Source organism: Streptomyces sp. CNZ301, assembly GCF_004217425.1.
The window spans coordinates 3,375,098-3,399,655 of the sequence record NZ_SHLG01000001.1; the positions used below are offsets into that span (position 1 = coordinate 3,375,098).

Genomic DNA, 24,558 nt, shown 5'->3' on the forward strand with positions numbered 1-24,558 from the left:
CGGGAAGCGGCGGCACGCCGCACACAGGACGAGACGACGACAGCACAAGGGGAAGACGCACTCCACATGGCCGACCGACGCCGCCGCCGTGCGGCCCCCTCGGACGACGCTTCGCGCGCGGACAACCCCTTCGCGGCACCACCGGAGGGGCAGGCCGACCAGCCCTGGCAGCCGCGCCGGTCGGCGGGCTCCCGGAGCGGCACGGGGACGGACTCGGGACAGGGCCCCGGCGGCCCGGACTCCGAGAACGGCTCCGGGGACTCCGGGAACGGGAACGACGGGTCCGGTTCCGGCTCCGACCCGGGCCGTGACCGCTCCGCGTGGGGCAGCCACTGGAGCAGCAAGCAGCCGGGCCGGCAGAGCGGTGGCTTCGGCGGCCCCGGTGCGGGCGGCGGCCAGGACGGCGGCAACGGCGACGGCACGGGCGGCACGGGCGGCGGGCTCGCCCGCGGCATGCGCTGGGACCCGACGGACCCGAAGCAGCGGCACGCGCGCTACTCCCTCCACACCGGCGTCTGGGCGCTGTTCTTCGCCCTCTTCAGCCTCCCGGAGGTGGCACTGCTGCTCGGGGCGCTGTCCCTGTACTGGGGCGGGAGCGCGCTGCGCGCCGGCAAGTCCTCGTCCAAGTCCGGGACTTCGGGCACTCCGGGCACTCCGGGCAAGCGCGGTCACCAGGGTGGGGCGACCGCGGAGGACGTGGCCGGCACCGACCGTACGGCCGACGGCGAGGCACCGAAGCCGGTGCCGCAGGTCCCCGTCGCGGTCAGTCCGGCGCAGGCGGCCAAGTCCCGTAGGACGGCGGCGGTCAGCGGCCTTATCGCCGCGTCGCTCGCGCTCGCGGTCGTCGCGGCGACGTTCACCTTCCAGCAGGTCTACAGCGACTACTTCACGTGCACGCAGGACGCGCTGACGCAGTCCTCCCGCGAGGACTGCAAGGACCTGCTGCCGAGCGAACTGCGGCCGCTCCTCCAGGACCGTTCGTCATCGGCCGGCGGCCTGCAGCTGAACTGAGGCCGGGCCGGTGGCGGGCCCGCCACCGGGCCCTCGGCGAGCGCGGCACGACTCGGACGGGCCGGCGCGGCAGGGCTGTTGAGGTCCCGCAGAACGGTTGAGGCCCCGCGGGAAGGGGGCGCGCCGGCCGGATGCGGCGGCCCGGCGGCTCCGGGGGTCCACGGCCCGGCGGCTCCGGGGGTCCACGGCCCGGCGGCTCCGGGGGTCCACGGCCCGGCGGCTCCGGGGGTCCACGGCCCGGCGGCTCCGGGGGTCCACGGTCCGCCGGCTCCGGGGGTCCACGGCCCGGCGGCTCCGGGGGTCCACGGCCCGGCGGCTCCGGGGGTCCACGGCCCGGCGGCTCCGGGGGTCCACCGTCGGGCGTCAGCCGGTTCGGTCAGTCCCGGCGCGGTTCGAAGTCCGGCATCAGTCCCCCCGACACCGCCTTCAGCTCGCTCCAGCGGGCCTGACGCGCAGCGGCCGCGTCCGGACCGTCGTCGCCTCCGCTCCCCCGTAGTCGCCACGCCCGCATCGCGAGCGCCACCGGCGCCCCGACCAGCACCGCCCACATGAACGCGGCGACGCCCGTCAGCGGCCAGCTCGGCCCCAGAACCGCCATGGCCCCGGTGCCGAGGGCCCCGCCCGAGAACGCGGCGAGGACGGCGACGCCCACGGCGCATTCGCACCCCACGAGGACGACGACGGCCACCGCAGCCCGCCGGCTCACCGCCGCCTCGCACCGGCCCGGGGCAGGCGCGGCGGCGCGCCCCACGTACCAGCCGACGGTCGCGCCGGCGGCCAGCGGTACCGCCACCGCCGCGATGCCCCCGAGGAGGCCGGGGCCGCCCCCCGCGGCGGGCAACACCTCCAGCAGCGGGAACGACAGCAGTGACGTCGCACCCGTCTGCGTGAGCGGGCCGACCACGGCACCCGTACCGAGGGCGAAGCCGGGGCCGAGCCCGTAAGCGGCCGCCCACACCGCGGCGTTGGGCAGCAGCGCGATCACCAGGAGCAGCACCGCGAACTGCCCCGTCCAGGAACCTCCCGCGAGGCGCGGGAAGGCGGACTGCACCTCGTCCACGTGCCACAGCAGCGCGCCGAGCGTGACGACGAGACCTCCGCAGCACAGCACCGCCATGGCCGTCAGCGCCGTGCGAGCCGGGCGCAACCGCCGCGAGAGGGCTCGCGCCTCGGCGAGCACGGGCACCGGGAAGTCCCGCTCCCGCGCCGTCGGCACCGCGGGCCACTGCGCACTCCCGCCGGGTGATGAACTGGCGGGCTTATCAAGCTCGTTGAGCGCCGCCGGTGGCGTGCGTCCCCAGCCCGGCCACATCGCCGCCGCCGCGATGCACAGGACGAACAGCGGCAGCCGTACCGAAGCGCTCAGCACGTCGGCGCGCACGGGCCCGGCGGACGCGAACAGCACGGTGACGGCGCCCGTCACCAGATATCCGCCGGCCACGCAGCCGAGGGGCGCCAGCGCACCCGGCGCATCCTCGGCGTCCGCCCCGGTCCGTGCATCACCGGCCCTCTCGTCCCCGTCTGCGGAGAGCGCCTGCGTACACGCCCGGTACAGCAGGCACACGGGCGGGATCACCAGCAGCAGCGGAGTCAGCGCGACCGGAGCCGGAATACCGGACAGCGTCTCGGTGCGGACGAGTGCGCTCCCGTGCCCGAGCAGCCACAGGTCGGCGGCGAGATGCAGGGCGGCACCCGCGCCGCTCTCCGGGTACGGCGAGATGATCCACAGAAGCAGCACGAGGACGGTAAGCGCTGCGAGCCCCAGCCCCGCGGCGAGCATCCCCTCGAAGAACCACGAGGCCTTCGACGGCAGTCGTGACGTGCTCCGGCCGTACGGGGACAACGTCGGGCTGCGATGCGTCACTTGGCTCACGTCGACATGCTGTCAACAACACACGTTCTGTCCTGGTAACACGCATGTTGTCGCTGTGTCGCCCAATATGTGCGCATGCACCTTGTACGACAAAGCACTCATACGTGGCCGGGACTGTCTCCCGGGCCGGAAGATCTGGGGAGCTCATGAGCGGACAGCAGCACGAGCCGGCCGTCGCCGCAGCGGATACCGCCGGCTCCCCGGCAGGGGACGACGCGGTGCTCCCGCCGCACGAGGAGGCCTCCTCGCCCCGGGGCGAAACCGAGGCAGGAGCCGAGGACGGAGCCGAGGCAGCAGCCGAGGACGAGGCCCGGAGCGAAGTCCCGGACGAAACCCAGAACGAAACCCAAGACAAGGCCCCGATCGGAACCCGGACGGGACCCCAGGCCGGAACCCGGAACGGCGCCCAGGAAGGGCCACGGGGAGAACCCCGCCCCTTCCCTGTCGCCGCGGCCGACTCCTTCGACCTGCTCTACGGGGGCAGCGCCCCCGCCCTCGCCCGGCAGGCATTCCTGCTGTGCGGTTCGATCGGCCCGGCCCGCCGCTGCGTCGCACACGCCTTCCGGCTCGCCTGGCGCCGCTGGCCGCAGGTCGCGGTCGATCCCGATCCGGCGGGCTGGGTGCGGGCCGCCGCACACCGCTTCGCGCTTGCTCCCTGGCGAGGGTTCCGGCCCGTCCACTTCGTACGCCGCGTGCGGGCGATGCGTCATGTCCCGCCGGGTGACCGGGCGTTGCTGGACGCGCTGCTGCGCCTTCCGCCCTCCTACCGTGCGGCACTGCTGCTGCACGACGGGCTGGGCCTGAGCCTCGGGGACACCGCTGCGGAGGTGGAGGCCGGCACGGCGGCGACATCGGGGCGGCTGTGCCACGCACGGGCGGCGCTCGCCGAACGCGTACCGGTGCTGCGTGACGCGTCTGAGGAGGAGCTGCCGCGTGTGGCGGCGCTGCTCGTGGGTCAACTTGCGGCGCCGCAGCCCGTGTCACTGCCGCAGGCACGGCGCGTACGCAGGAGCAGCGAGGTCCGCGGCCGGTGCGGGACGGCCGCCGCGCTGGGGTTCGCCGTCTCCGTGGCGGCCGTGGGTTTCGCGCTTGTCACGTCCGACGACGAGCGGAACCCGCCTTCGCTGCCTGTTCCCAAACCGCCGACGGCGACGCTCGGTCCGGACCGGCAGCCGGAGCGCCTCCAGCCGATGGCCCGGAGCGCAGCGCTGCACGCACCGCGCGGGAAGACCGTGAGAGCTGTGATGGCCGTGAAGAGCGACGGGCCCGCTCCCTGCGCTTGTCGCGAGGGAGCGGGCCCGTTCGTCGTACGAGTGCAAAAGCTCCGGGCGTGACCGGTGTTCGCGTGTGTCACACCCTTAACCGGCCGGGCCGGGCCGGACCCGGCCGGAGGCCGGTGCGGGGAGCTCAGCCGACCAGCAGGCCGCGTGCCAGCTTCGCCGTCTCGGACGGCGTCTTGCCGACCTGCACGCCCGCTGCCTCCAGCGCCTCCTTCTTCGCCTGGGCGGTGCCCGACGAACCGGAGACGATGGCGCCCGCGTGGCCCATCGTCTTGCCCTCGGGAGCGGTGAAGCCCGCGACGTAGCCGACGACGGGCTTCGTGACGTTCGCCTTGATGAAGTCCGCCGCACGCTCCTCGGCGTCGCCGCCGATCTCACCGATCATCACGATCAGGTCGGTGTCGGGGTCGGCCTCGAACGCCTTGAGGGCGTCGATGTGCGTGGTGCCGATGACGGGGTCGCCGCCGATGCCGACGCAGGTCGAGAAGCCGATGTCACGCAGCTCGTACATCATCTGGTACGTCAGCGTGCCGGACTTGGAGACCAGACCGATGCGTCCCGGCTTGGTGATGTCCGACGGGATGATGCCGGCGTTGGACTGGCCGGGCGTGATCAGGCCGGGGCAGTTGGGGCCGACGATGCGGGTCTGGTTGCCCTTCTGGGAGGCGTAGTCCCAGAAGTACGCCGTGTCGTGCACCGCGATGCCCTCGGTGATGACGACGGCCAGGCCGATCCCGGCGTCGACGGCCTCGACGACCGCGTCCTTGGCGAACTTCGGCGGTACAAAGATGACGGTCGTGTCGGCGCCGGTGGCCTCGATGGCCTCCTTCACGCCGCCGAAGACCGGCACCTGTGCGCCGTCGAAGTCGACGTTCGTGCCCGCCTTGCGCGGGTTGACGCCGCCGACGATGTTGGTGCCGGAGGCCAGCATCCGCTTCGTGTGCTTCTGGCCCTCGGAGCCGGTCATCCCCTGGACGATGACCTTGCTCTCCTTGTTGAGGAAGATAGCCATGGTGTGTCGATGTCCTCGCAGATCTCGGTCTCGTCCGCTTACTTTGCGGCCAGCTCGGCAGCGCGGTCGGCCGCACCGTCCATGGTGTCCACCTGCTGCACGAGCGGGTGGTCCGCATCCGTGAGGATCTTGCGGCCCAGCTCGGCGTTGTTGCCGTCGAGCCGCACGACCAGCGGCTTGTTGACGTCCTCACCCTTGCTCTTGAGCAGTTCGAGGGCCTGGACGATGCCGTTCGCGACGGCGTCGCAGGCGGTGATCCCGCCGAAGACGTTGACGAAGACCGACTTCACGTCCGGGTCCCCGAGGATGATCTCCAGGCCGTTCGCCATGACCTCGGCGGAGGCGCCGCCGCCGATGTCCAGGAAGTTGGCCGGCTTGACGTTGTTGTGCGCCTCGCCCGCGTAGGCGACGACGTCGAGGGTCGACATGACCAGACCCGCGCCGTTGCCGATGATCCCGACCTGCCCGTCGAGCTTTACGTAGTTGAGGTCCTTCGCCTTGGCGGCGGCCTCCAGCGGGTCGGCCGCGGCCTTGTCCTCCAGCGCCGCGTGATCCGGCTGACGGAACTCGGCGTTGGCGTCGAGCGAGACCTTGCCGTCCAGCGCGATGACCTTGCCGTCGCCCGCCCCATCACTGGAGCGAGTCAGCACGAGCGGGTTGACCTCGACGAGCAGCGCGTCCTCGCGCACGAAGACGTCCCACAGCTTCTTGAGGACCTCGGCGACCTGGTCGATCAGCTCGGCCGGGAACTTCGCGGCCTCGGCGATCTCGCGGGCCTTGGCGTCGGTCACACCCTTGATGGCGTCGACGGGGATCTTCGCGAGCGCCTCGGGCTTCGTCGCGGCGACCTCCTCGATCTCGACGCCGCCCTCGACGGAGGCCATGGCGAGGAAGGTCCGGTTGGTGCGGTCCAGCAGGAAGGAGACGTAGTACTCCTCCGCGATGTCAGCGGTCTCGGCCAGCATGACCCTCTGGACCGTGTGGCCCTTGATGTCCATGCCCAGGATGGCCCCGGCCTTCTCGACGGCGTCCGCGGGGTCGGCCGCAAGCTTCACACCGCCGGCCTTGCCTCGTCCTCCGGTCTTCACCTGCGCCTTGACGACCGCGCGACCGCCGAGTCGCTCGGTCGCCTCGCGCGCCGCCTCGGGCGTATCGATGACTTCGCCGGCCAGCACCGGTACGTCATGCTTGGCGAAGAGGTCCCTCGCCTGGTACTCGAACAGGTCCACGCGCGTACGTCCCCTTAATCAGTGGTTCGCGGTTGTCAGCGTGATCATGGGCGTGCCGCGTGGCCGCGGCGTCACGACGAGGCGCGGCATGTCCGCCTTGCAGGTTAGCCCCGCACTTGAGCGGTGCATAAATTCCAGCTCACACCTGTGCGGTGACAACGGTCACAGCGGCACGCACATGTTGTGCGGACGGAATCTACGCTCCGGGCCGCCTCTTCCGCACGCCGCGGGCGGCGGGAACAGTGGGTTCTCCCGTGTTCCCGCACCCCTCCCGGACGGTTCGCGCGGGGCTCCGGCATCGCCCCCTCGGCTGCTGCACGGAAGGGCAGCGTGGAACCCCTGCACGGGGGAACTACCCGCTGTGCAGGGGCACTTGGTCCAAGCTGTTCGGTTGCGAACCGGTGTCAGAGCGCCGGGATCGCCGGCGTGACGGGGAGGGCGGGAATCGAGGAAGGGATGATGCCGATGCTCGGGACGCCCGGGATCAGTTCGGGCACCTCGATCACGAGGCCTTCCGGCAGCCCCGGCGCGGACGATGGGGCTGCCTGAGCCGGGATGCGGGACACAGAGCCCAGGTCCTTATCCGAGGGAGCCGACTGCTTTTCGGACACGGCCTCACCGGCCTTCTGCGTGACATCCCTGCGCCTTCCCTGAGCTCCGCGTCGCGTCCCCCGTCTCCCTTTCGTTCTTCGCGATGCGTCCGGTCTTCTTGAGAGTGTGCTGTGCGCTGTGTGCGGCGTCGGTGACTGCGTCGGTGCCGCCCGTGACGGCACGGCCGGCCGGTGCTTCGTTCGCCGACGCGCTGCCGGCACCGACTGCCAACAGCCCGGCAGCGACTGCCGCAACGGCGAATCCGCGGCGAACACTGCTGCTCATGTGCATGGTTACCTCGATCGCATGTTCCGGTGGTGGTGAAGCGATGAGCGATGGGTGGAGATGCGGGGTGGCCCGACCCCCTTTGCCGGCCACCCCGCATCCCCCTTACCGGCGGCTCAGAGGCCGGCCGGCACCTGGGAGGCGACGGGAACGACCGGGATGTCGGCCGGGATGTTGGCCGGGTCGGTCAGGTCGCGCTTGGTCGGAGCGGTGATGAGGCCCGCCACGTTCGTGGCGGTGTGGGCGACCAGCCTGTTCACGTTCCCGTGCACACCGGTGCCGACCAGTTCGTGTGCGTACACCGCCGAGTCGGAGGCGACGCCGTGAGCGAAGGTGCCCAGGTCACCGGTCGCACCGTGACTGAGCGCCTCGGTGCGGTAGTAGGTGCTCTCCACGAAGGGAGCGGTCGTGGACAGGGCGCAGTCGACCGTCTTGGCCGCGTCCGTTCCCAACTGGTAGGCGGTGGCGCGCGCGTGGAGCTGGACGGGACGGGCCGGGGGCACGATGCCGCTCACGTTGTCGATGACCGGGTGGACGGTGGCGACGGTGTTGCGGGCCGTGGTCACCGTCTCCTCGGTGGGGCGGCTCTTGAGCACCGCGGTCAGCCGCTCGGGACGCAGAGGCGCCGCGGGGAGGGCCTGGGCCGGCTCGCCGGTGGCCGGGACGGACGGCACCGTCGGGACGGCGGGAACGGCGGGCACGGCGGGAACGGCCGGCACTGCAGGAACGGCGGGCACTGCAGGAACGGCGGGCACCGCGAGGGCGGGCAGCGTGTGAGGCGGCAGGTGGCCGGAGACGTCGTCCACACCCGGAACCGCCGGAACGGTGGCGTCCGCGCCGCGCGGCTTCCCGGTCACGCCGTCGGCGGCGCCGGTGGGCAGGTCGCCGGTCGGCAGGTCGCCGGTGGGCAGGGTGTTGGTGGGCAGGCCGTTCTCGGGAATGCCCTTGCTCGGCAGGTTCTCGCGGACCTCGCGGCTGACGTCCTCGACCGTTCCGGTCGTCTCCTTCACGGTGTCCGTCGCACGCCGGACCGTGTCGGCCACGGTGCCCTTGCCGCCTTCACCGGCCATCTCTGCCTTCTCGGCCGTGCCGCCCACGGCGCTGCCGGCGTCGGACGGCACGGGCAGCTCGGCCGCGGACGCGCCGGCCGTGCTCAGCGCCCATATGCCGGAGGCGGCGGCAGCGACCATCAGTGAACGTCGGATGTTCTTGCGCATGAGACGGAAGTCCTTCGAATTCAGGGGTTCTTGAGCCCCGGGACGCCGGCCTGGGGATTCCGGTCAGGAACCCGGACCGCTGCTCCGGGGATTCGGGCGGGCGGACCTGTCCACCCCCGCGTGGCAGGTCGCGAGCGCGCGTAACGCGCTGCACAGACGGGTGGAAGGTCTGCCCTAGCCGGGGAATTCGAGGACGTCGCCGGCGCTGTCACGCGTCGGCGCACCGTCCGCGGCGCGCACGGCGCCGGACTGAAGCGGCCCGGAGTGCCCGGCGCCGGGCACGACCGCGTCGTGCTGGTGCGGGCCGCCGCGCTGGCTGTGGCCGTCGCCGGTGCAGTGCGACGCGCTGGGCGCGGGCACCGCGGGCATGCGGTGGAACGGGAGACGCTCGGCGGGGTCTCCGTCGTCCTGGGAGGTGCCGGCGTCGGGCGTCGCACCGGCAGCCCCGTAGTAGGACGCCGAAGGCGTCATGGCCCGACTGCCGTGCGTACGCGGCCCGTCGGTGCGGTCGCCCGCGTCATCGGCTGTGGCTTCGGACGTGCCGTCCGTGCCGAGGTCACCGGCATCGCCGCCGGTCCCGCCCGGCCCCTCGCCGACGACGGCTTCGCCGAGCCCGAGGCCGAGACGCCCGGGCAGTCCGGCCAGGCCCGACGGATCGGACACGCTGTCGACGGCTTCGCCGACCGGGCGGGTGACCTCATCGGTTCCGCCGGCGCCTTCCGAGACCGGGTCCACGACGTGCGAGGCCGTGCGCTCGGCGGCGTTCCGCACCTCGTGCCTGTGCTTCGCCGCGAGTTCGGCCTGGGTGTGGGCAAGACCGGCCTGCTCCTTGCCGGTCGTGCCTGCCTCGTCCGAGGAGCCCCGGTCCGAGGCGGACGGCTGGGACGTCACCAGTCCGGACGGTGCTCCGCCCGCCTCCCGCACCTCGTGGCCGGGCGCCGAAGCGGCCTGCGCACTGCCGCCGAAGGCGACGGCGAGAGCGAGGAACCCTCCCAGGAAGAGAACGGTCAGCAGGGCCCGCCGCGCGGCGGCCGAGTGCGGCAGGCGCACAACGGCAGGCACAGCTAAGGATGCTGACAAGACAGGGACCTTCCAAGGCGGGGGGATGCGGACGCACGCTGCTCAGGGGGCACAACTGCCCGCCGGGAACGCTGCGTTCCGGACAACGGAGATCCTTGCACGGACGCCGGTCCCACGCGCAACTGCCGTCACAACTTGTTCACTTCGTGGCCCTGAGCACTCCGCCGAGGCCCTCACCACGCCTTCCGCGTCGGGCTCGCACCTCCGCCCGCCCGAAGTCGTTTCCGCCCGCTCGACGTCGTTCCTGCGATGTCATTCGTCCGGTACGGGGAAGGTCATTCATCCGGTACGGGGAGGGGCCGCTTCTCGATGGCCGCCGCCATCACCTCCGGGAAGTGGTCGGGCGTGCAGGCGAACGCGGGAGGCCCGAGCGCGGCGAGGGCGCTCGCGTGGGCGCGGTCGTACGCGGGTGCGCCCTCGTCCGACAGCGCGAGGAGGGCGACGAACTGCACACCGGCCGCCTTCATCTGCGCCACCCGCTTGAGCATCTCGTCACGGATGCCGCCCTCGTAGAGGTCGCTGATGAGGACCACGACGGTCTCGGACGGACGGGCGATGTGCGACTGGCAGTACGCCAGCGCCCTGTTGATGTCAGTGCCCCCGCCGAGCTGTGTGCCGAAGAGCACGTCCACCGGATCGTCGAGTTCCTCCGTCAGGTCGACGACGCCGGTGTCGAAGGCGACGAGCCGGGTGTTCAGCGACCGCATCGAGGCGAGCACCGCGCCGAAGACCGACGCGTGGACCACGGACGCCGCCATGGAGCCCGACTGGTCGATGCAGAGGACGACGTCCTTCTTCACACCCCGCGAGGCCCGCCCGTGGCCGATGAGCCGTTCCGGGACGACCGTCCGGTGCTCTGGCAGGTAGTTCTTGAGGTTGGCGCGGATGGTGCGGTCCCAGTCGATGTCCCCGTGACGTGGACGGTGCACCTTCGCGGAGCGGTCGAGCGCGCCGGTGAGGGCCGACCGCGTGCGGGCGGCGAGCTTCTTCTCCAGCTCGGCGACGACCTTGCGCACCACGGCGCGTGCCGTCTCCCTGCTGGTCTCCGGCATGGCCGACTTCAGCGACAGAAGCGTGCCGACGAGGTGCACATCCGGCTCCACCGCTTCCAGCATCTCCGGCTCCAGCATCAGAGACGCGAGGTTGAGCCTCTCGATGGCGTCCCGCTGCATGACCTGGACGACGGAGCTGGGGAAGTACGTCCTGATGTCCCCGAGCCACCGGGCCACTTGAGGGGCGGATGCGCCGAGACCGCCGGTGCGTTCACCGCGTCTCCCCTGACCGGAGCCGGCGCCGGGGCCGCTCTGCGGTCCGCTGCCGTAGAGCGCCTGAAGCGTACGGTCCATGGCCACGTCCGCGCCGCTCAACTCGCAACCCGTGCCGTCGGAACCACCGGAACCGCCAGATCCGCCGAGCACCAGGCGCCATCGGCGCAGCCGTTCGGCGGCGGGGGTGAGGCCGCCGGTGTCCGCGGGTGCGCCGTGGGCGCCCTGGCCCAGCGGGCCCGACGGCACCGGCGACGCGGTTACCGGAGCGGCGGGGGCCCTGGTCGCGGGAGCCGTACCGGACGGGTCGGGCGGGGCGTTCGTGCCGGACGGGCCTTGTGTTCCTGACGCGGCGGTCATAGGGGCGCCTCCTCCTGCTCGATCGTGTGCTCGGCCCGCCCGCCCACCGGTTCGAGCAGCAGGCGCAGTGTCGGCAGGACCGCGTCCGCGCGGATCTCGTCCAGCCCGGGCCCGAATCCGGGCCGTACCGGGCGCGGCGGCGGCAGCGAACCGCCCGCGCTTCCCGCTCCGTTGGGCACTGCTCCGGTATCGGTCGTCCCCAGCAGAGCGCCACGCCGCACGAGTTCGCCCACGGTGCGCCGCACACCGGACTCGAATCCGGCGAACGTCCTGCGCAGCAGCGGCAGCACGTCGATGAAGGCCGCACCGGGAACGGACGACAACCAGCCGTCGACGAGGGCGAGCAACCGCTCGTCGTGGACGAGCAGCATCCCGCCTCCGGACAGGAACCCTTCGATCCATGCCGCTGCTTCCGGCGGGCCGGTGCCCGGCGAGAGGGCCAGACCCATCAGCCGGGCGGCTTCCGCCTGCGTCAGCTGGGCATCGTCCAGGAGCAGCCGGGCACACCGGCCGCGGATGAGACCCGGTATCCGGTCCCGCGAGGCGAGCTTGCGCAGGACCGCGCGCCAGCGGGACTGCACGCCCCCCGCGGCACCCTCGGCATCGGGCTCGTCGTCCCCGGCATCCCCCGCGTTCCCGGCGTCCCCGGCGTCCCCGGCGTCCCGCGAACCCTGCGACGCGGGCGTCACGTTGGTCACGCCGGAAGGCTCGGCGCACGCCTGCACCAGAAGCGCCACGGACCGGTGGACGGCGTCGATGTGGTCGCGCATCCGGGCAGCGCCGTCCGCGTCCAGCCCCGCGCAGGCGGGCGGGAGCCCAACGCACACACGCTCCGCCAGCCCGAGGGTGACCTCCGTCAGCGCCGCCGAGTCGGTGCCGCGCACATTGCCGTACCTGAGGGAACGCACCAGCGCGGGCAGGGCCTCCGCGAGCCCGCCGACATCGGCGTCCAGCGCGGCCCGGTCGGCGAGCGCCCGCATGACGACCCTCAGCGCATCCGGCAGATCCGCCGGCAGACAGCTCTCGGCGAGGGCGGTGGCGTCCGCCAGGGCAGGGGCCTCGGTGGCGCGGGCGACGGCCCTGGCCGTCGCCGCGCTCTCCACGGTCGTGCCCCACACTCCCGCTTCCGCCGTACGCACCGACAACTCCGGTTCCCAGCACAGCCGCCAGCTCTCGCGGAACGTGCCCGTGCTGCCGGTACGGGAGCGCGCGGGCACGGCCCAGTCGATGTCCAGCAGGCGCAGCCGGTGCAGGAGCCTGCTGCGCGCCGAGTCCGTCTCCTTGCGCAGGTCGAGCTCCAACTCCCGCACGGACGCCTCCGGTTTGAGGCGCAGCGTGCGCTGCTGCCTGGTCAGGTCCCGCTGGAGCGGCACGGCGGGCGCATCCTCCGGTACCTCGCCCAGTACGTCTCCGACGACGAGCCCGTCCCGTACGAGGGCGAGCGGCACGTCGGAGCCCTCGCACATCACGGCCCGCACCGCGTCGAGAGTCTCGGTGAGCCCCGGAAGCGGCCTGCCGCGCACAGCGGCGAGCGAATCGGCCAGCCTGACGGCCTCGATGACGTGTGCCGAGGAGACGACCCGGTCCTCGGCACGCAGCAGGCGGGCCACCTTGGTCATCCACCGCTCGACGACCCGGTCGGGCGAGGCGAAGAGGTGCTCGTACCAGCCGGGAGAGGTGATGCCCGCGCCGTAGCCGCTGTGGCGTGCGAGCCGCCGGTGCGTCCAGGGGACCCAGGTGATCTCCGCCTTCACCTTCGCCAGGCCCCTGAGTGCCTGTCTGTCGTCGGCGACCTTCACCTTCGCCGCCAGGGCCGGAACGTGCCACGCTCCGCAGACGACGGCGACGTCGCCCGGCCCGAACTCCCGGACCGCGTCGCGCAGTCGCAGCCGCATATGGGCCTCACGCACATGGTCGCGACGGTGGCCGGCCCCCGATTCCGTCAACGCGTGGACCGCTTCGGCACCTTGCTGCTCGCGCAGGGCGGCCATGGCCTCACCGAGCACCGCGAACGGCGCGTACGGGTCGGCGCCGGCCCGGGCCTCGCGGTGTTCGATCACGTCCTCCCACCACCGCTCGGCATCGTCGTAGCCCGCGGCCCCGGCGAGAGCCGCCAGCGGATCGACGCGCAGCACTTCACCGTTGCCCTTCCCGCATGCGGACCCGGCGTCCCCCGGCCCCGGGGCCCCCGGACCGGCCTCCCCGGCGTCGTTCCCTCCCGGTCCGGCCGCGTCGTCGGCGAGGGCGAGCGCGTGCGTGGCGGGAAGGTCGATGAAGCGGACCGGCACCCCGTGCCCCAGCGCCCATCTGATCGCGACCCATTCCGGGGAGAACGCGGCAAGCGGCCAGAACGCCGCCCGCCCCGGCTCGTCCAGGGCGTGGGCGAGGAGCGCCACCGGCGGACGCATCGCCTCGTGCCCGGCGAGCGCGACGACACCGTCCGCCTCCGGCGGCCCCTCGACGAGCAGCACACGCGGCCGCCGTGCCTCCAGTGCGGCTCGCACCGCTCGTGCCGAACCCGGCCCGTGGTGCCGTATGCCCAACAGCAGCGGCACGCCGCCCGGTCCGGACGCGGACCGGCCGGCGCCGGCGTCCGCAGCGGTCACGGGGAGACCTCCCGGCAGGCACGGTAGAAATCCTTCCAGCCGTCGCGCTCCCGTACGACAGCCTCCAGGTACTCCTGCCACACGACCCGGTCCGAGGCCGGGTCGCGCACCACGGCACCGAGCACGCCGGCGGCCACGTCGGCGGCCCTGAGCACCCCGTCGCCGAAGTGGGCCGCCAACGCCATGCCGCCGGTGACGACGGAGATGGCCTCCGCCGTGGACAAGGTCCCGGAGGGGGACTTGATCTTCGTGCGCCCGTCGGCCGTCACGCCGTCGCGCAGCTCCCGGAAGACGGTCACCACACGCCGTATCTCCGCCGTGCCGTCGGCCGCGGCAGGAAGGTCGAGGGAGCGGCCGAGCTGGTCGACGCGGCGCGCGACGATGTCGACCTCCTCCTCCGCCGTACCGGGAAGCGGAAGGACCACTGTGTTGAACCGCCTGCGCAGGGCGCTGGAGAGCTCGTTGACTCCCCGGTCGCGGTCGTTCGCCGTCGCGATGAGGTTGAAGCCGCGCACCGCCTGGACCTCGTCGCCCAGCTCCGGAATCGGCAGGGTCTTCTCCGACAGCACGGTGATCAGGCTGTCCTGCACATCGGCCGGGATCCGGGTCAGCTCCTCCACCCGCGCCGTCCTGCCCTCGGCCATCGCCCGCATCACCGGGCTGGGGACCAGGGCGTCACGGCTCGGCCCGTGGGCGAGCAGCTGGGCGTAGTTCCACCCGTAGCGGACGGCCTCCTCGGCGGTGCCCGCCGTGCCCTGCACGAGCAGCGTCGAGTCACCGCTGACGGCGGCCGAGAGATGCTCCGAGACCCACGTCTTGGCGGTGCCGGGCACACCGAGGAGAAGCAGGGCCCGGTCCGTCGCCAGCGTGCTGACGGCGACCTCGATGAGGCGGCGGGGGCCCACGTACTTCGGCGTGATCACCGTCCCTCCCCCGGGCAGTTCACCTCCGAGGAGGTATGTGGAGACCGCCCACGGGGAGAGGCGCCAGCGCTCGGGGCGCGGCCTGTCGTCCGCCGCGGCGAGCGCCTTCAGCTCGTCGGCGAAGGCGTCCTCGGCATGCGGCCGCAGCGTCTGCTGCGGCGCGGCGTCCACGGCACAGGAATCGGTCACGAGTCCCCCTCCACACACGGCGGTCGATGTCCCCTCAGCGTGCACCCCGCCACTGACAGTCACCTCCCCAACCCGTCCCGACCTGCGGGAACTTCCGGCCGGAACCGCAGCGGCGACGGATTGTCAGTGGCCGGCCGTACGGTCGGGACCATGACTGGACAGGGGGTCCGCTGGAGCGCGGAAGAGGTGCTGGCGCTCGCTCCCGACGACGCGTCACGCAGGGCGGGGAGCAAGCTCTCCTCGCCGGGTCCGTGGGCGGAGGCGGGGTCGGGCGCCGGTGCCGTATGGGGCCTGTGCAAGGGCAGCGGGAGCAGTCCGTACCGGACGGTGGTGGACCTCGGCGGAGGCGACGGCGCCCGTGACGGCAGGGGCGGTGCCGACGGGGCCGCCGGAACGCTGGACGGGCCCGGATACAGCTGCAGTTGCCCCAGCCGCAAGTTCCCGTGCAAGCACGCACTCGGGCTGCTGCTGCTCTGGGCCGGTGACCGGACACAGGCCCGGGGGGAGCCGCCGGAGTGGGCCGGCGAGTGGCTCAGCGGCCGACGCGAACGGGCCGCCCGCAGGGCCGCGGAAGATGAGGCGGGGCGAGCCGCCTCAGGGCCCGCTGCCGCCGGCGGCACGGGGAGCGGCGGCGGCCGCCGGGCCGACCCGGAGGCCGCCCGGCGCCGCTCCGAGCGCCGCTTGAGCCGCGTCACAGCGGGCGCCACGGAACTCGAGGAACGCCTCGCCGACATGCTGCGGGGCGGTCTGGCCGGTGCGGAGCAGGGCGGCTACGCGCAGTGGGAGGAGACTGCGTCCCGCATGGTCGACGCCCAGGCTCCCGGACTGGCCGCCCGCGTACGGGAGTTGAGCGCGATACCCGTCTCCGGCCAGACGTCGCCGGAGGCCGAGGGGGCATACGGAGGCTGGCCGGCCCGGCTGCTGTCGGAGTGTGCCCTTCTCCATCTGCTGAACCGGGCCGTCCTGGCTCTGGACGACCTGCCGGAGGCTCTCGCCGCGACGGTACGCACGAGGGTCGGGCTCACCGTCGACTCCGCCGATCTGCTGGCGGACGACGCCGCTCCCGGCTCCGACGGGAGGTCCGGCGGCAAGGTCAGGGACCGGTGGCTGGTGCTGGCTCAGCGGGACACGGAGGAGGGACGCCTGACGGCCAGGCGCATATGGCTGCGCGGCCTGGAATCGGGGCGTCCCGCGCTGCTGCTGTCGTACGCGGCGGGGGACCGTGCGCCCGAACAGGCCCTGCCCGTGGGCTCGGTGATGGACGCCGAGCTGGCCTATCACCCGGGCGCCCGCCCGCTGCGTGCCGCGCTGGGTGAGAGACACGCGGCGCCGGAAGCCGGTGCCGTGCCGGAAGGGGGCACGGTGACCGACGCGCTGGCCTCGTACGGACGGGCCCTGTGCGACGACCCGTGGCTGGACGCCTGGCCGGCGGTGCTGAGCAGCGTGGTCCCGACGTTCGACGACCGGGGCGGGGTCGACGGGCGTAGCGGTGGCGGCGTCGTCCGCCAACTCGCGGATGCCGACGGCCGGTTCGCGCTCCCGATTGCCCCCGGCACGTCGCCCGGGACCCTGTGGAGGCTCACGGCGGTCTCGGGCGGGCGCCCCCTCACCGTCTTCGGCGAATGCGGCCACAAGGGTTTCGCCCCGTACACGGCCTGGAGCGAGGGCGAGGCGGTGCAGCTGTGAACGCAGCGGTGAGGGCTGCCCTGTTGGGCCGCCACAGCGCCGAACCGTCCGCGTCCGGGCACAGGGAGGCGGCGATGAACGCGGTACCGCCGACGAACGGCGCTCCGGAGGGCCCGGATGAGCCGGGAGGGCGGGATGCGCCGGACGCCGCGTGGGGCGAGCTCGTCACGGCGGCGCTGCTCGGCAGCGAGCGACGCACACCGCCGGGCGGGAGCCCGGCGGCTCTGCTCGACGCGGCCGCGGTGGCGACGGTCCGGCACCGTGCCGGGCTGCTCCCCGCGCCGGCCCGCGCCCGACCCGAGCCGGCTCCCGAGGACCCGCGGCCGTCGCTGCCGGCCGCGGCCGCCCACCGGCTGACGATGCTGCTCGCCGGCCGTCCGGGGGCGGCCGGCCCCGGAGGCGGACGGCGGGGCTCCTCGCCCGACCTGACGGAGCTGCTTCCGCAGTGGCTGTCCGCCGCCAACGAGCACGGGTACCGCGCCCCTGACGCCCAGCTGCCCGCCCTGCTGGACGCCGCCCGGGCCCGCACCGATCTCCGGGCGGAGACGCTGGCGTTCGCGGGCCCGCGGGCACTGTGGCTGGCACGCCTCAACCCGGAGTGGAAGTTCGCGCTGCGCAACAGCGTGCCGCAGCACCGCGCCTCCCCCGGCGCCACGGCGCAGTCCGCGTCGGCCCGTGTGAGGCCGGACACGGAGGCGGCCCGGCAGCTGTGGGACGAGGGGCTGTTCGCGGAACGGGTCGCTGTGCTGGCCTCGCTCCGCCGCAGCGATCCCGCGCTGGGGCTCGCCCTGCTCGCCGCCACCTGGCCGGCCGAGCGCGCCGAGGACCGGCTGATGTTCCTCGACTCGCTCCGCGAAGGGCTCTGCCCCTCCGACGAGCCCTTTCTCGAGCAGGCGCTCAGCGACCGCTCCCGCACGGTGCGCGCCACCGCGGCCGAACTGCTCAGCACCCTGCCCGGTTCCGCGCTCGCGGCCCGCATGGCGGTGCGGGCCCGTACGTACGTCACGCAGGACCCTCTCGCCACGGAACCGCGGATAGCCGTCGAGGCCCCGCACGAGTGCGACGCGGACATGCAGCGTGACGGAGTGGTGCCCAAGCCCCCTTCGGGCCGGGGCGAACGGTCCTGGTGGCTGGGGCAGTTGGTGGAGGCGGCACCGCTGCCGGCGTGGACCGCGCAGTTCGGCGGGCGCGGCGCACGGGAGATCGTCGCTCTGCCGGTGGCCGACGAGTGGAAGCAGGATCTGCACGCGGCCTGGTGCCGCGCCGCGGTGCGCCAGCGCGACGTCGAGTGGTCCCGGGCGCTGATCGGGTCCCCGGCGGCTCCGGCCGCCGAGGGGGCGGGAGACGCGGCGAAGCTCCTCGCGGTGCTTCCCGCCACGGAGCGCGCCGTGTGGGCGGCGGGATTCATCGAGGCGCACGGGCTGTCGGAGGCGTTCCGCGTGCTCGGGGTGTGTGCCGTGCCGTGGGCAGGGCCACTGGGACGGGCGGTGGTGGACGCCCTGGAGATCGCGCGGGACGCCGGCAGCTATCCCTGGAGTTTCAGCGGCGTCCTCGGGCTCGCCGAACGCTGCCTCTGGCCCGCGGACGCGGGGCGGCTGGAGCCCCTGGCCGCGGTGCCGGACGAGCCGGAAGGCGGTTCACCGGGCGCTGGCGCCTACTGGGCAGAGGCCTTCCAGCGGCTCGTTGCCACGCTGCGTCTGCGCGCGGCAATGCACGCCGAACTGGCGGGAGTTCGCGAAGAGGAGGCCGGGGGCGTGGAGCAGGGCGAAGGGCAGGCCGACGGCGAGGAGCAGGGCGAAGGGCAGCGCCGCGAACCGGAGCACGGGCGACGGCCCGGCGCGGAGACCGACGGGCGGTGGTGACCGGACAGGACGGTCAGCGGCCGGTGGTCAGCGGCTGGGCGGCCACAGGCCGGCGGCCGACCGCCGCCCCCTACCCCGACTCTCGGCCGACAACGCTCGCTGGTCAGCGGTCAAGCGGCGAGGCTTCCGACGTTCGCGCGGATCCATTCGACGACCTCGTTGGTCGTCGCTCCGGGGGTGAAGATCTCCGCGACACCGCTCTCCTTCAACGGAGGGATGTCGTCCTCGGGGATGATGCCGCCGCCGAAGACCTTGATGTCCTCCGCATCCCGCTCGCGCAGCAGCTCCAGCACCTTCGCGAAGAGCGTGTTGTGTGCCCCGGAGAGGATCGACAGACCGATCGCCTCGGCGTCCTCCTGGATCGCGGTGTCCACGATCTGCTCCGGCGTCTGGTGCAGCCCGGTGTAGATGACCTCCATGCCCGCGTCGCGCAGCGCGCGTGCGATGACCTTCGCTCCGCGGTCATGGCCGTCGAGCCCCGGCTTGGCGACCACCACACGGATCGGACCCGGCACACTCATCACAGCCTCCATCTCGACGGTCCCCCTACGCCCGACGGCGTGGGAGGTGCCCCCACCTCGGGGGTTGGTTCTACGACGGCGCTTCGTCGTTCGCGGAGGCGTCCGCGACTCCCCGAGTGAACGAACGTTATCCCCAGCATCCCGCACCCCGGCGCTTCCGGTCGGCAAGCGAGGGGGAAATCACACGACGTCCGGCACCGCCGACGACCACCGCTCACTCCCGCACCGTCCACAGGGAAGCCCTGGCGTCCTGACGCCCTGACGCACAGGGCACCCGAGCACCCGAGCACCCGAGCACCCGGACATCCTCACGCCCGCCGGCCCGCACACCCCCAGTCACGCGAGCCGGGCGCCGGCGGCCGGAGCACACCTGCACCGGTATGCCCCTTCCTCACTTTCTCCCGGACACTTCTCCACCATGTCTCCCCACCCCGCGCGGCGGCCCTCACGAACACCGGACACCGGCCTCGGCACACGCACCGCCGAAGGGGCACACCTGATCCCGTCCGCACGCTCGGCCGTCGCGGGCACCCCGCACCCACCGACCGGGTGGCACCGGGCCGAACGGGACGGCTGTGTACGGCAGTTCGCGGATACCGCCGCCGTGCACCGGAGGCCTCGGACTCCCCGGAGCGGGGCGCACGCGAAGTTCTTCCGCTCCAACCCCACCCGTCTGAGCGGCCGTTGCGTCCCACCGCGTCCGCCTGCGCGGAGATACCGGCGTTTCCCCTTGCTTCGCACCGGAGTTGGAAGGCCTGAGCGGGCGGCCGGGAACCCCGGCCAGGGGTGGCCCGACGGCCCACCGTTTGGCCAAGTTGGTCGAACATTCATCGAACGCAAGGCCAAATACCCGTGCGTAGAACGCCGAAAGGCCACCGAATGCCCGTTTCTCCGGGCTGCAAAACCTGTTGAAGATTGTCGTCCTCACGTACCGCCGGGTACAGTCACCGCACTGCTCCGCCCCTGCTGTCGAGGCGAAAGAGAAGTTGGTGGTGAACGACAGTCACCCGTCGGGAAGCTCGTTCCCGGCAGATACCTCTCACGGCTTCTCGTACGCGGCCTCCGGCGCCGGACAGTACGAGCAGGCTGCTTTCGGCTCCTACGCGCAGCAGGGCCACGGCCAGCCGTCCTCGTACGAGGAGTACCCCCCGGGCAGCTTCGGCAACCACGGATTCTCCTCCGACGAGGACCCGCTCTACGGCTCGATGGCCGGTTCCGGCACGGGCAATGACGGCGCGTGGATGTCGGGCACCTACGACGCGTACTCCGGCCACGGCGCGTACGACACCGGGACCTACGACACCGGGACGTACAACTCCGGGAGCTATGACACCGGCGCGTACAACTCCGGGAGCTATGACACCGGGAGCTATGACACCGGCGCGTACGACCCGAACGAGGCCTGGACGAACGCCGGGTTCCAGCACACCGCCGACGTCCACGCCCAACCCGGCGCAAGCCAGGCGGACTTCGACTCCGGCTGGAGCAGCGGCCAGTGGGACTCCTCTCAGTGGAACGCCTCGCAGTGGGAAGGCCAGTGGGAGACCGGCGGCGAGTGGAGTTCCGCCGACAGCAACGGCGACTGGGACGCCTACGGTTACGACCAGATGCCCGCCCAGAGCCCCGAGGGTGCGGCTACCGGCTCCTTCGAGGCGTACGACCACTTCGACGCCCAGGAGTCCTACGAGGCGTACGAGCCCGGGACCACCGGGAGCTACGGCACCCAGGACCAGCAGCAGCAACCCTCGTACGATGACGCGGCGTTCACGCACGGCGCCGAACCCGACGCCACCACGGCATTCCCCGCTTTCGACGGCGGCTACGAGAATTACGACGGCTACGACGCCTACGGCACGGACTCCACCTTCGGCACGGACTCCCCCGCGCACGTCGGTGAGCCCGGCGGGCAGCACGACGCCACGCACGGCCACGCCGCGGAGAGCCGCGAGGACGCCGGAGCTCCCCACGTACGCCCGGAGCAGGACCTTAGGGTCGCGAACCTGCCGGGCCGCCGACGCTCCCCCAGGCCCAGACGTTCCGCACTCCTCACCGTCGCCGTCCCGTCCGTCGCGGTGATGGGTGTGGCCGGTGCGGCCGCGGCTTCCGTGGCGGGCAACGCCCAGCCGGACGACACGACGACACAGGCCTCCGCCGACGTCCCCGTCAAACCGGTCAACAAGAAGCTCGACACCCAGCTCGCCGGACTCTCCGCCGACGCCGACGACTTCGCCGACCGGGCCAGCCGCGCCCAGGAACGCAGGGACCTCCAGGCCCGCCAGGAAGCGGAGCGCAAGCGGAAGGCCAGGGAGGCCGCCCGCAAGGAGGCGCTGCGTCCGAAGTTCGCGCTCCCCGTCAAGGAACACGGCCTGAGCGCCACCTACGGGCAGGCCGGACTCAACTGGATGTCCGTGCACACCGGAATCGACTTCCCGGTCAGCGAGGGCACCCCCGTGATGGCGGCGACCGACGGCACGGTCACCGTCAAGTACGACGTGTCCTTCGGCAACATGGCCGTGGTGACGGCGCCCGACGGCACCGAGACCTGGTACTGCCACCTCAGCAGCACCAAGATCCGCAGCGGCCAGGTCAAGGCCGGGGACACCATCGGCTACTCGGGCACATCGGGCAACTCCACAGGCCCGCACCTGCACTTCGAGGTCCACCCGGGCGGCGGCGACGCGATCGACCCGCTCCCGTGGCTGCGGGGCAAGGGCCTGAACCCCCAGTAAGGCCGAACCCGCCGTGGGGCTGAACCTCCAGTAGGCCCGACCTGAGTCTCCCGGCCCCCGACGCCTCCCACCGGCAGCCCTCGAGCGGCTCCCGGCGCGGGGCATCGCGCCCGCGCGGCACGGCTGCTGGACGGACGCGGCGGTCCGGCTGCCCGCTCGCCCGCCTGTCGCCTGTCGCCTGTCGCCTGTCGCCTACAGCTTCTGCACCGGCGCGTAACGCAGCAGCAGCCGCTTGGGCTTCTCGCCGCCGAAGTCGACCGTCGCCTCCGCGTTGTCGCCGCTGCCCTTCACCGCGACGACCCTGCCGAGCCCGAACGTGTCGTGCGTGACCCTGTCGCCGACCGACAGAGCGACAACGGGACGGTCGGACGTACGCCGCGTCGCGAACCCGCTGGGCCCGCCACGCCGCTCCGCACCGGCGGTGCCCGCCCGGGCGGCCAGGGACGCCCCCGCGCCCAGCCCCGAGCCGATGCCGCCACCGCCGCTCGCACCGCCCCCGGCTGCGGCTCCCGTGCGCTTCCAGTCCACGTAATGGTCCGGGATCTCCTCGAGGAAGCGCGACGGCGGGTTGTAAGAGGGCTGTCCCCACACGCTTCGCAGCACCGACCGCGTCAGATAGAGCCGCTTGCGCGCACGCGTGATGCCCACGTACGCCAGCCTCCGCTCCTCCTCGAGCTCCTTCGTCTGACCGAGGGCCCGCATGTGCGGGAAGACTCCGTCCTCCATGCCCGTGAGGAAGACCACGGGGAACTCCAGCCCCTTGGCCGTGTGCAGCGTCATGAGCGTGATGACGCCGCTCTCCTCCCCCGCTTCCTCGTCGGGGATCTGGTCGGAGTCCGCGACGAGGGCGACCTGCTCCAGGAAGTCGGCGAGCGTGCCCGGCTCCTCCTCGCCGCGCTCCTGCTCGAACTCCAGGGCCACGGCGGCCAGTTCCTGAAGGTTCTCGATGCGTGTCTCGTCCTGCGGGTCCGTGGAGGACTGGAGCTCGGCGAGATAGCCGGTCTGCTCCAGCACCGCCTCCAGCACGGTCGCGGGCCCCGCCCCGGACTCGACGACCGTGCGCAGCTCCTCCATCAGTACGTTGAAGCGGCGCACGGCATTGGCCGAGCGGGCGGCCATCCCGTACGCCTCGTCGACTCGGGCGAGCGCCTGCGGGAAAGTGATCTTCTCCCGGAGCGCCAGCGCTTCGATCATGGCCTCGGCGCGGTCGCCGATGCCACGCTTGGGCACGTTGAGGATGCGGCGCAGCGGCACCGTGTCCTCCGGGTTGGCCAGCACCCGCAGGTAGGCGAGTACGTCGCGCACCTCGCGGCGCTCGTAGAAGCGGACGCCTCCGACGACCTTGTACGGCAGCCCGACGCGGATGAAGACCTCTTCGAAGACACGCGATTGTGCGTTCGTGCGGTAGAAGACCGCCACGTCGCCGGCCCTGGCCTCGCCCGCGTCGGTGAGCCGGTCGATCTCGTCGGCCACGAACTGGGCCTCGTCGTGCTCGGTGTCGGAGACGTAGCCGGTGATGCGGGCACCGGCGCCGGACTCCGTCCACAGGTTCTTCGGGCGGCGGTTCTCGTTCCGCTCGATCACGGCGTTGGCGGCGCTGAGGATCGTCTGCGTGGAACGGTAGTTCTGCTCCAGGAGGATCGTCGTGGCGTCCGGATAGTCCTCCTCGAACTGGAGGATGTTGCGGATCGTGGCGCCGCGGAAGGCGTAGATGGACTGGTCGGCGTCGCCCACCACGCACAGCTCGGCCATCGGGGGCGCCGGCCTCTCCTCCTCGCCGCCCTCGGCCCCGTCCTCGCCCTCGTCCCGGGCGGCGCGCGGTTGCTGCTCAGCGGCCTCGCCGGTGCCGACGAGTTCGCGCACCAGCATGTACTGGGCGTGGTTGGTGTCCTGGTACTCGTCGACGAGGACGTGACGGAAGCGGCGCCGGTAGTACTCGGCGACGTCGGGAAACGCCTGGAGCAGATGGACGGTCGTCATGATGATGTCGTCGAAGTCCAGCGCGTTGGCCTCGCGCAGCCGCGCCTGGTACATCGTGTACGCCTCGGCGAGGGTCTTCTCGTAGTTGTCCGAGGCCTGCGCGGCGAAGTCCTCGTCGTCGATCAGCTCGTTCTTGAGGTTGGAGATCTTCGCGCTGAACGCCTTCGGCGGATACCGCTTCGGGTCCAGGTCGAGGTCCCGGCACACCAGCGCCATCAGCCGCTTGGAGTCGGCCGCGTCGTAGATCGAGAAGGACGACGTGAAGCCGAGCTTCTTGCTCTCGCGGCGCAGGATGCGCACACAGGCACTGTGGAAGGTGGACACCCACATCGACTGGGCGCGGGGTCCGATCAGTTCCTCGACGCGCTCCCTCATCTCGCCGGCCGCCTTGTTGGTGAAGGTGATGGCGAGGATCTGCCCGGGGTGAACATGCCGTGCGGACAGGAGATGGGCGATGCGGTGCGTGAGCACACGCGTCTTGCCCGAGCCGGCGCCCGCGACGATCAGCAGCGGCGAACCGGAGTGCACGACGGCCGCACGCTGCGCCTCGTTCATCTCCTTCAGCAACGCCTCGGGGTCGACGACAGTCCTCGGCGAACCGCCCCTGTGGTACGAGGACGGGCCTCCGGCGCCGCCTCCGCGAGGGCCGTCCGGGGCTCCCCCGGAGCCGTCTCCCGCGCCGGCCGAGGGGCCGTCGGAGCTGCTCGGTCCGCCCTGCCCGGGTGAGGCACCGTCCTGCGCGCGCACGGGTGCGAGGTCCGCCAGAAAGCTGTCGTCGAAGAGGCTGCTCATCGTCGTAGAAGTCTAGATTGCCGCGCCGACACCGCACCGCCACCTCCCGCACGGGATAACGAACAGA

At 72.6% G+C, this 24,558-nt stretch carries 17 protein-coding genes; 5 read left to right on the forward strand and 12 right to left on the reverse strand.

Translation table 11 applies throughout. The features are described from left to right. Window positions 1–66 precede the first annotated feature (66 nt). Window positions 67–1,011 carry a hypothetical protein gene (locus EV375_RS14460; RefSeq protein ID WP_130299813.1) on the forward strand — a complete coding sequence of 315 codons (945 nt, stop codon included), beginning with the start codon at window positions 67–69 and terminating at the stop codon, window positions 1,009–1,011. A 376-nt stretch (window positions 1,012–1,387) separates the two neighbouring features. On the opposite strand, the gene EV375_RS14470 is transcribed toward EV375_RS14460, so the two are convergent. Next, complete coding sequence (locus EV375_RS14470) at window positions 1,388–2,884, reverse strand: cell division protein PerM (protein WP_130299815.1); 1,497 nt, start codon at window positions 2,882–2,884, stop codon at window positions 1,388–1,390. Window positions 2,885–3,030: 146 nt separating this feature from the next. On the opposite strand from EV375_RS14470, the gene EV375_RS14475 reads away from it, so the two are divergent. After that, window positions 3,031–4,218 (forward strand): sigma factor-like helix-turn-helix DNA-binding protein, encoded by a 1,188-nt coding sequence (locus EV375_RS14475; protein ID WP_486588482.1) that lies wholly within the window; start codon window positions 3,031–3,033, stop codon window positions 4,216–4,218. A gap of 73 nt (window positions 4,219–4,291) precedes the next feature. Here EV375_RS14475 and sucD read toward each other — a convergent pair whose 3' ends face one another. The 9 genes from sucD to EV375_RS14525 all read right to left on the reverse strand — a co-directional run bounded on the left by sucD (window position 4,292) and on the right by EV375_RS14525 (window position 14,939). Beyond that, on the reverse strand, window positions 4,292–5,176 hold the full coding sequence (sucD, locus tag EV375_RS14480) for a succinate--CoA ligase subunit alpha (RefSeq protein ID WP_130299816.1): 885 nt from the start codon (window positions 5,174–5,176) through the stop codon (window positions 4,292–4,294). A gap of 38 nt (window positions 5,177–5,214) precedes the next feature. Next, a complete protein-coding gene (gene sucC / locus EV375_RS14485; protein WP_130299817.1) occupies window positions 5,215–6,405 on the reverse strand; it encodes an ADP-forming succinate--CoA ligase subunit beta in 1,191 nt (396 codons plus the stop codon). A gap of 404 nt (window positions 6,406–6,809) precedes the next feature. Further along, window positions 6,810–7,016 (reverse strand): hypothetical protein, encoded by a 207-nt coding sequence (locus EV375_RS14490; protein ID WP_130299818.1) that lies wholly within the window; start codon window positions 7,014–7,016, stop codon window positions 6,810–6,812. A gap of 4 nt (window positions 7,017–7,020) precedes the next feature. After that, a complete protein-coding gene (locus tag EV375_RS14495; RefSeq protein ID WP_130299819.1) occupies window positions 7,021–7,281 on the reverse strand; it encodes a hypothetical protein in 261 nt (86 codons plus the stop codon). Between the two features lie 116 nt (window positions 7,282–7,397). Further along, window positions 7,398–8,498 carry a hypothetical protein gene (locus EV375_RS29125; protein ID WP_165434738.1) on the reverse strand — a complete coding sequence of 367 codons (1,101 nt, stop codon included), beginning with the start codon at window positions 8,496–8,498 and terminating at the stop codon, window positions 7,398–7,400. Between the two features lie 174 nt (window positions 8,499–8,672). After that, on the reverse strand, window positions 8,673–9,560 hold the full coding sequence (locus tag EV375_RS14510) for a hypothetical protein (protein WP_130299821.1): 888 nt from the start codon (window positions 9,558–9,560) through the stop codon (window positions 8,673–8,675). Between the two features lie 293 nt (window positions 9,561–9,853). Beyond that, window positions 9,854–11,203 (reverse strand): vWA domain-containing protein, encoded by a 1,350-nt coding sequence (locus EV375_RS14515; protein ID WP_486588483.1) that lies wholly within the window; start codon window positions 11,201–11,203, stop codon window positions 9,854–9,856. Then, window positions 11,200–13,809: a DUF5682 family protein gene (locus EV375_RS14520; protein ID WP_130299822.1), complete on the reverse strand. Its 2,610-nt coding sequence runs from the start codon at window positions 13,807–13,809 to the stop codon at window positions 11,200–11,202. The genes EV375_RS14515 and EV375_RS14520 overlap by 4 nt, the downstream gene beginning before the upstream one ends. Then, a complete protein-coding gene (locus tag EV375_RS14525) occupies window positions 13,806–14,939 on the reverse strand; it encodes an ATP-binding protein (protein ID WP_486588733.1) in 1,134 nt (377 codons plus the stop codon). Before EV375_RS14525 ends, EV375_RS14520 begins: the two co-directional genes overlap by 4 nt. A 132-nt stretch (window positions 14,940–15,071) precedes the next feature. On the opposite strand from EV375_RS14525, the gene EV375_RS14530 reads away from it, so the two are divergent. Then, on the forward strand, window positions 15,072–16,607 hold the full coding sequence (locus tag EV375_RS14530; protein WP_130299824.1) for an SWIM zinc finger family protein: 1,536 nt from the start codon (window positions 15,072–15,074) through the stop codon (window positions 16,605–16,607). Window positions 16,608–16,681: 74 nt separating this feature from the next. Beyond that, complete coding sequence (locus tag EV375_RS14535; RefSeq protein ID WP_486588484.1) at window positions 16,682–18,469, forward strand: DUF5691 domain-containing protein; 1,788 nt, start codon at window positions 16,682–16,684, stop codon at window positions 18,467–18,469. Between the two features lie 110 nt (window positions 18,470–18,579). Here the strand turns inward: EV375_RS14535 and icmB are convergent, their stop codons facing one another. Further along, window positions 18,580–18,990, reverse strand: coding sequence for a coenzyme B12-dependent isobutyryl CoA mutase small subunit (icmB, locus tag EV375_RS14540; RefSeq protein ID WP_055485842.1), 411 nt, complete (start codon window positions 18,988–18,990; stop codon window positions 18,580–18,582). Between the two features lie 992 nt (window positions 18,991–19,982). On the opposite strand from icmB, the gene EV375_RS14545 reads away from it, so the two are divergent. Continuing rightward, on the forward strand, window positions 19,983–21,719 hold the full coding sequence (locus tag EV375_RS14545) for a peptidoglycan DD-metalloendopeptidase family protein (RefSeq protein WP_486588485.1): 1,737 nt from the start codon (window positions 19,983–19,985) through the stop codon (window positions 21,717–21,719). A 192-nt stretch (window positions 21,720–21,911) separates the two neighbouring features. Here the strand turns inward: EV375_RS14545 and pcrA are convergent, their stop codons facing one another. Then, complete coding sequence (pcrA, locus tag EV375_RS14550; RefSeq protein ID WP_130299825.1) at window positions 21,912–24,491, reverse strand: DNA helicase PcrA; 2,580 nt, start codon at window positions 24,489–24,491, stop codon at window positions 21,912–21,914. Window positions 24,492–24,558 lie beyond the last annotated feature (67 nt).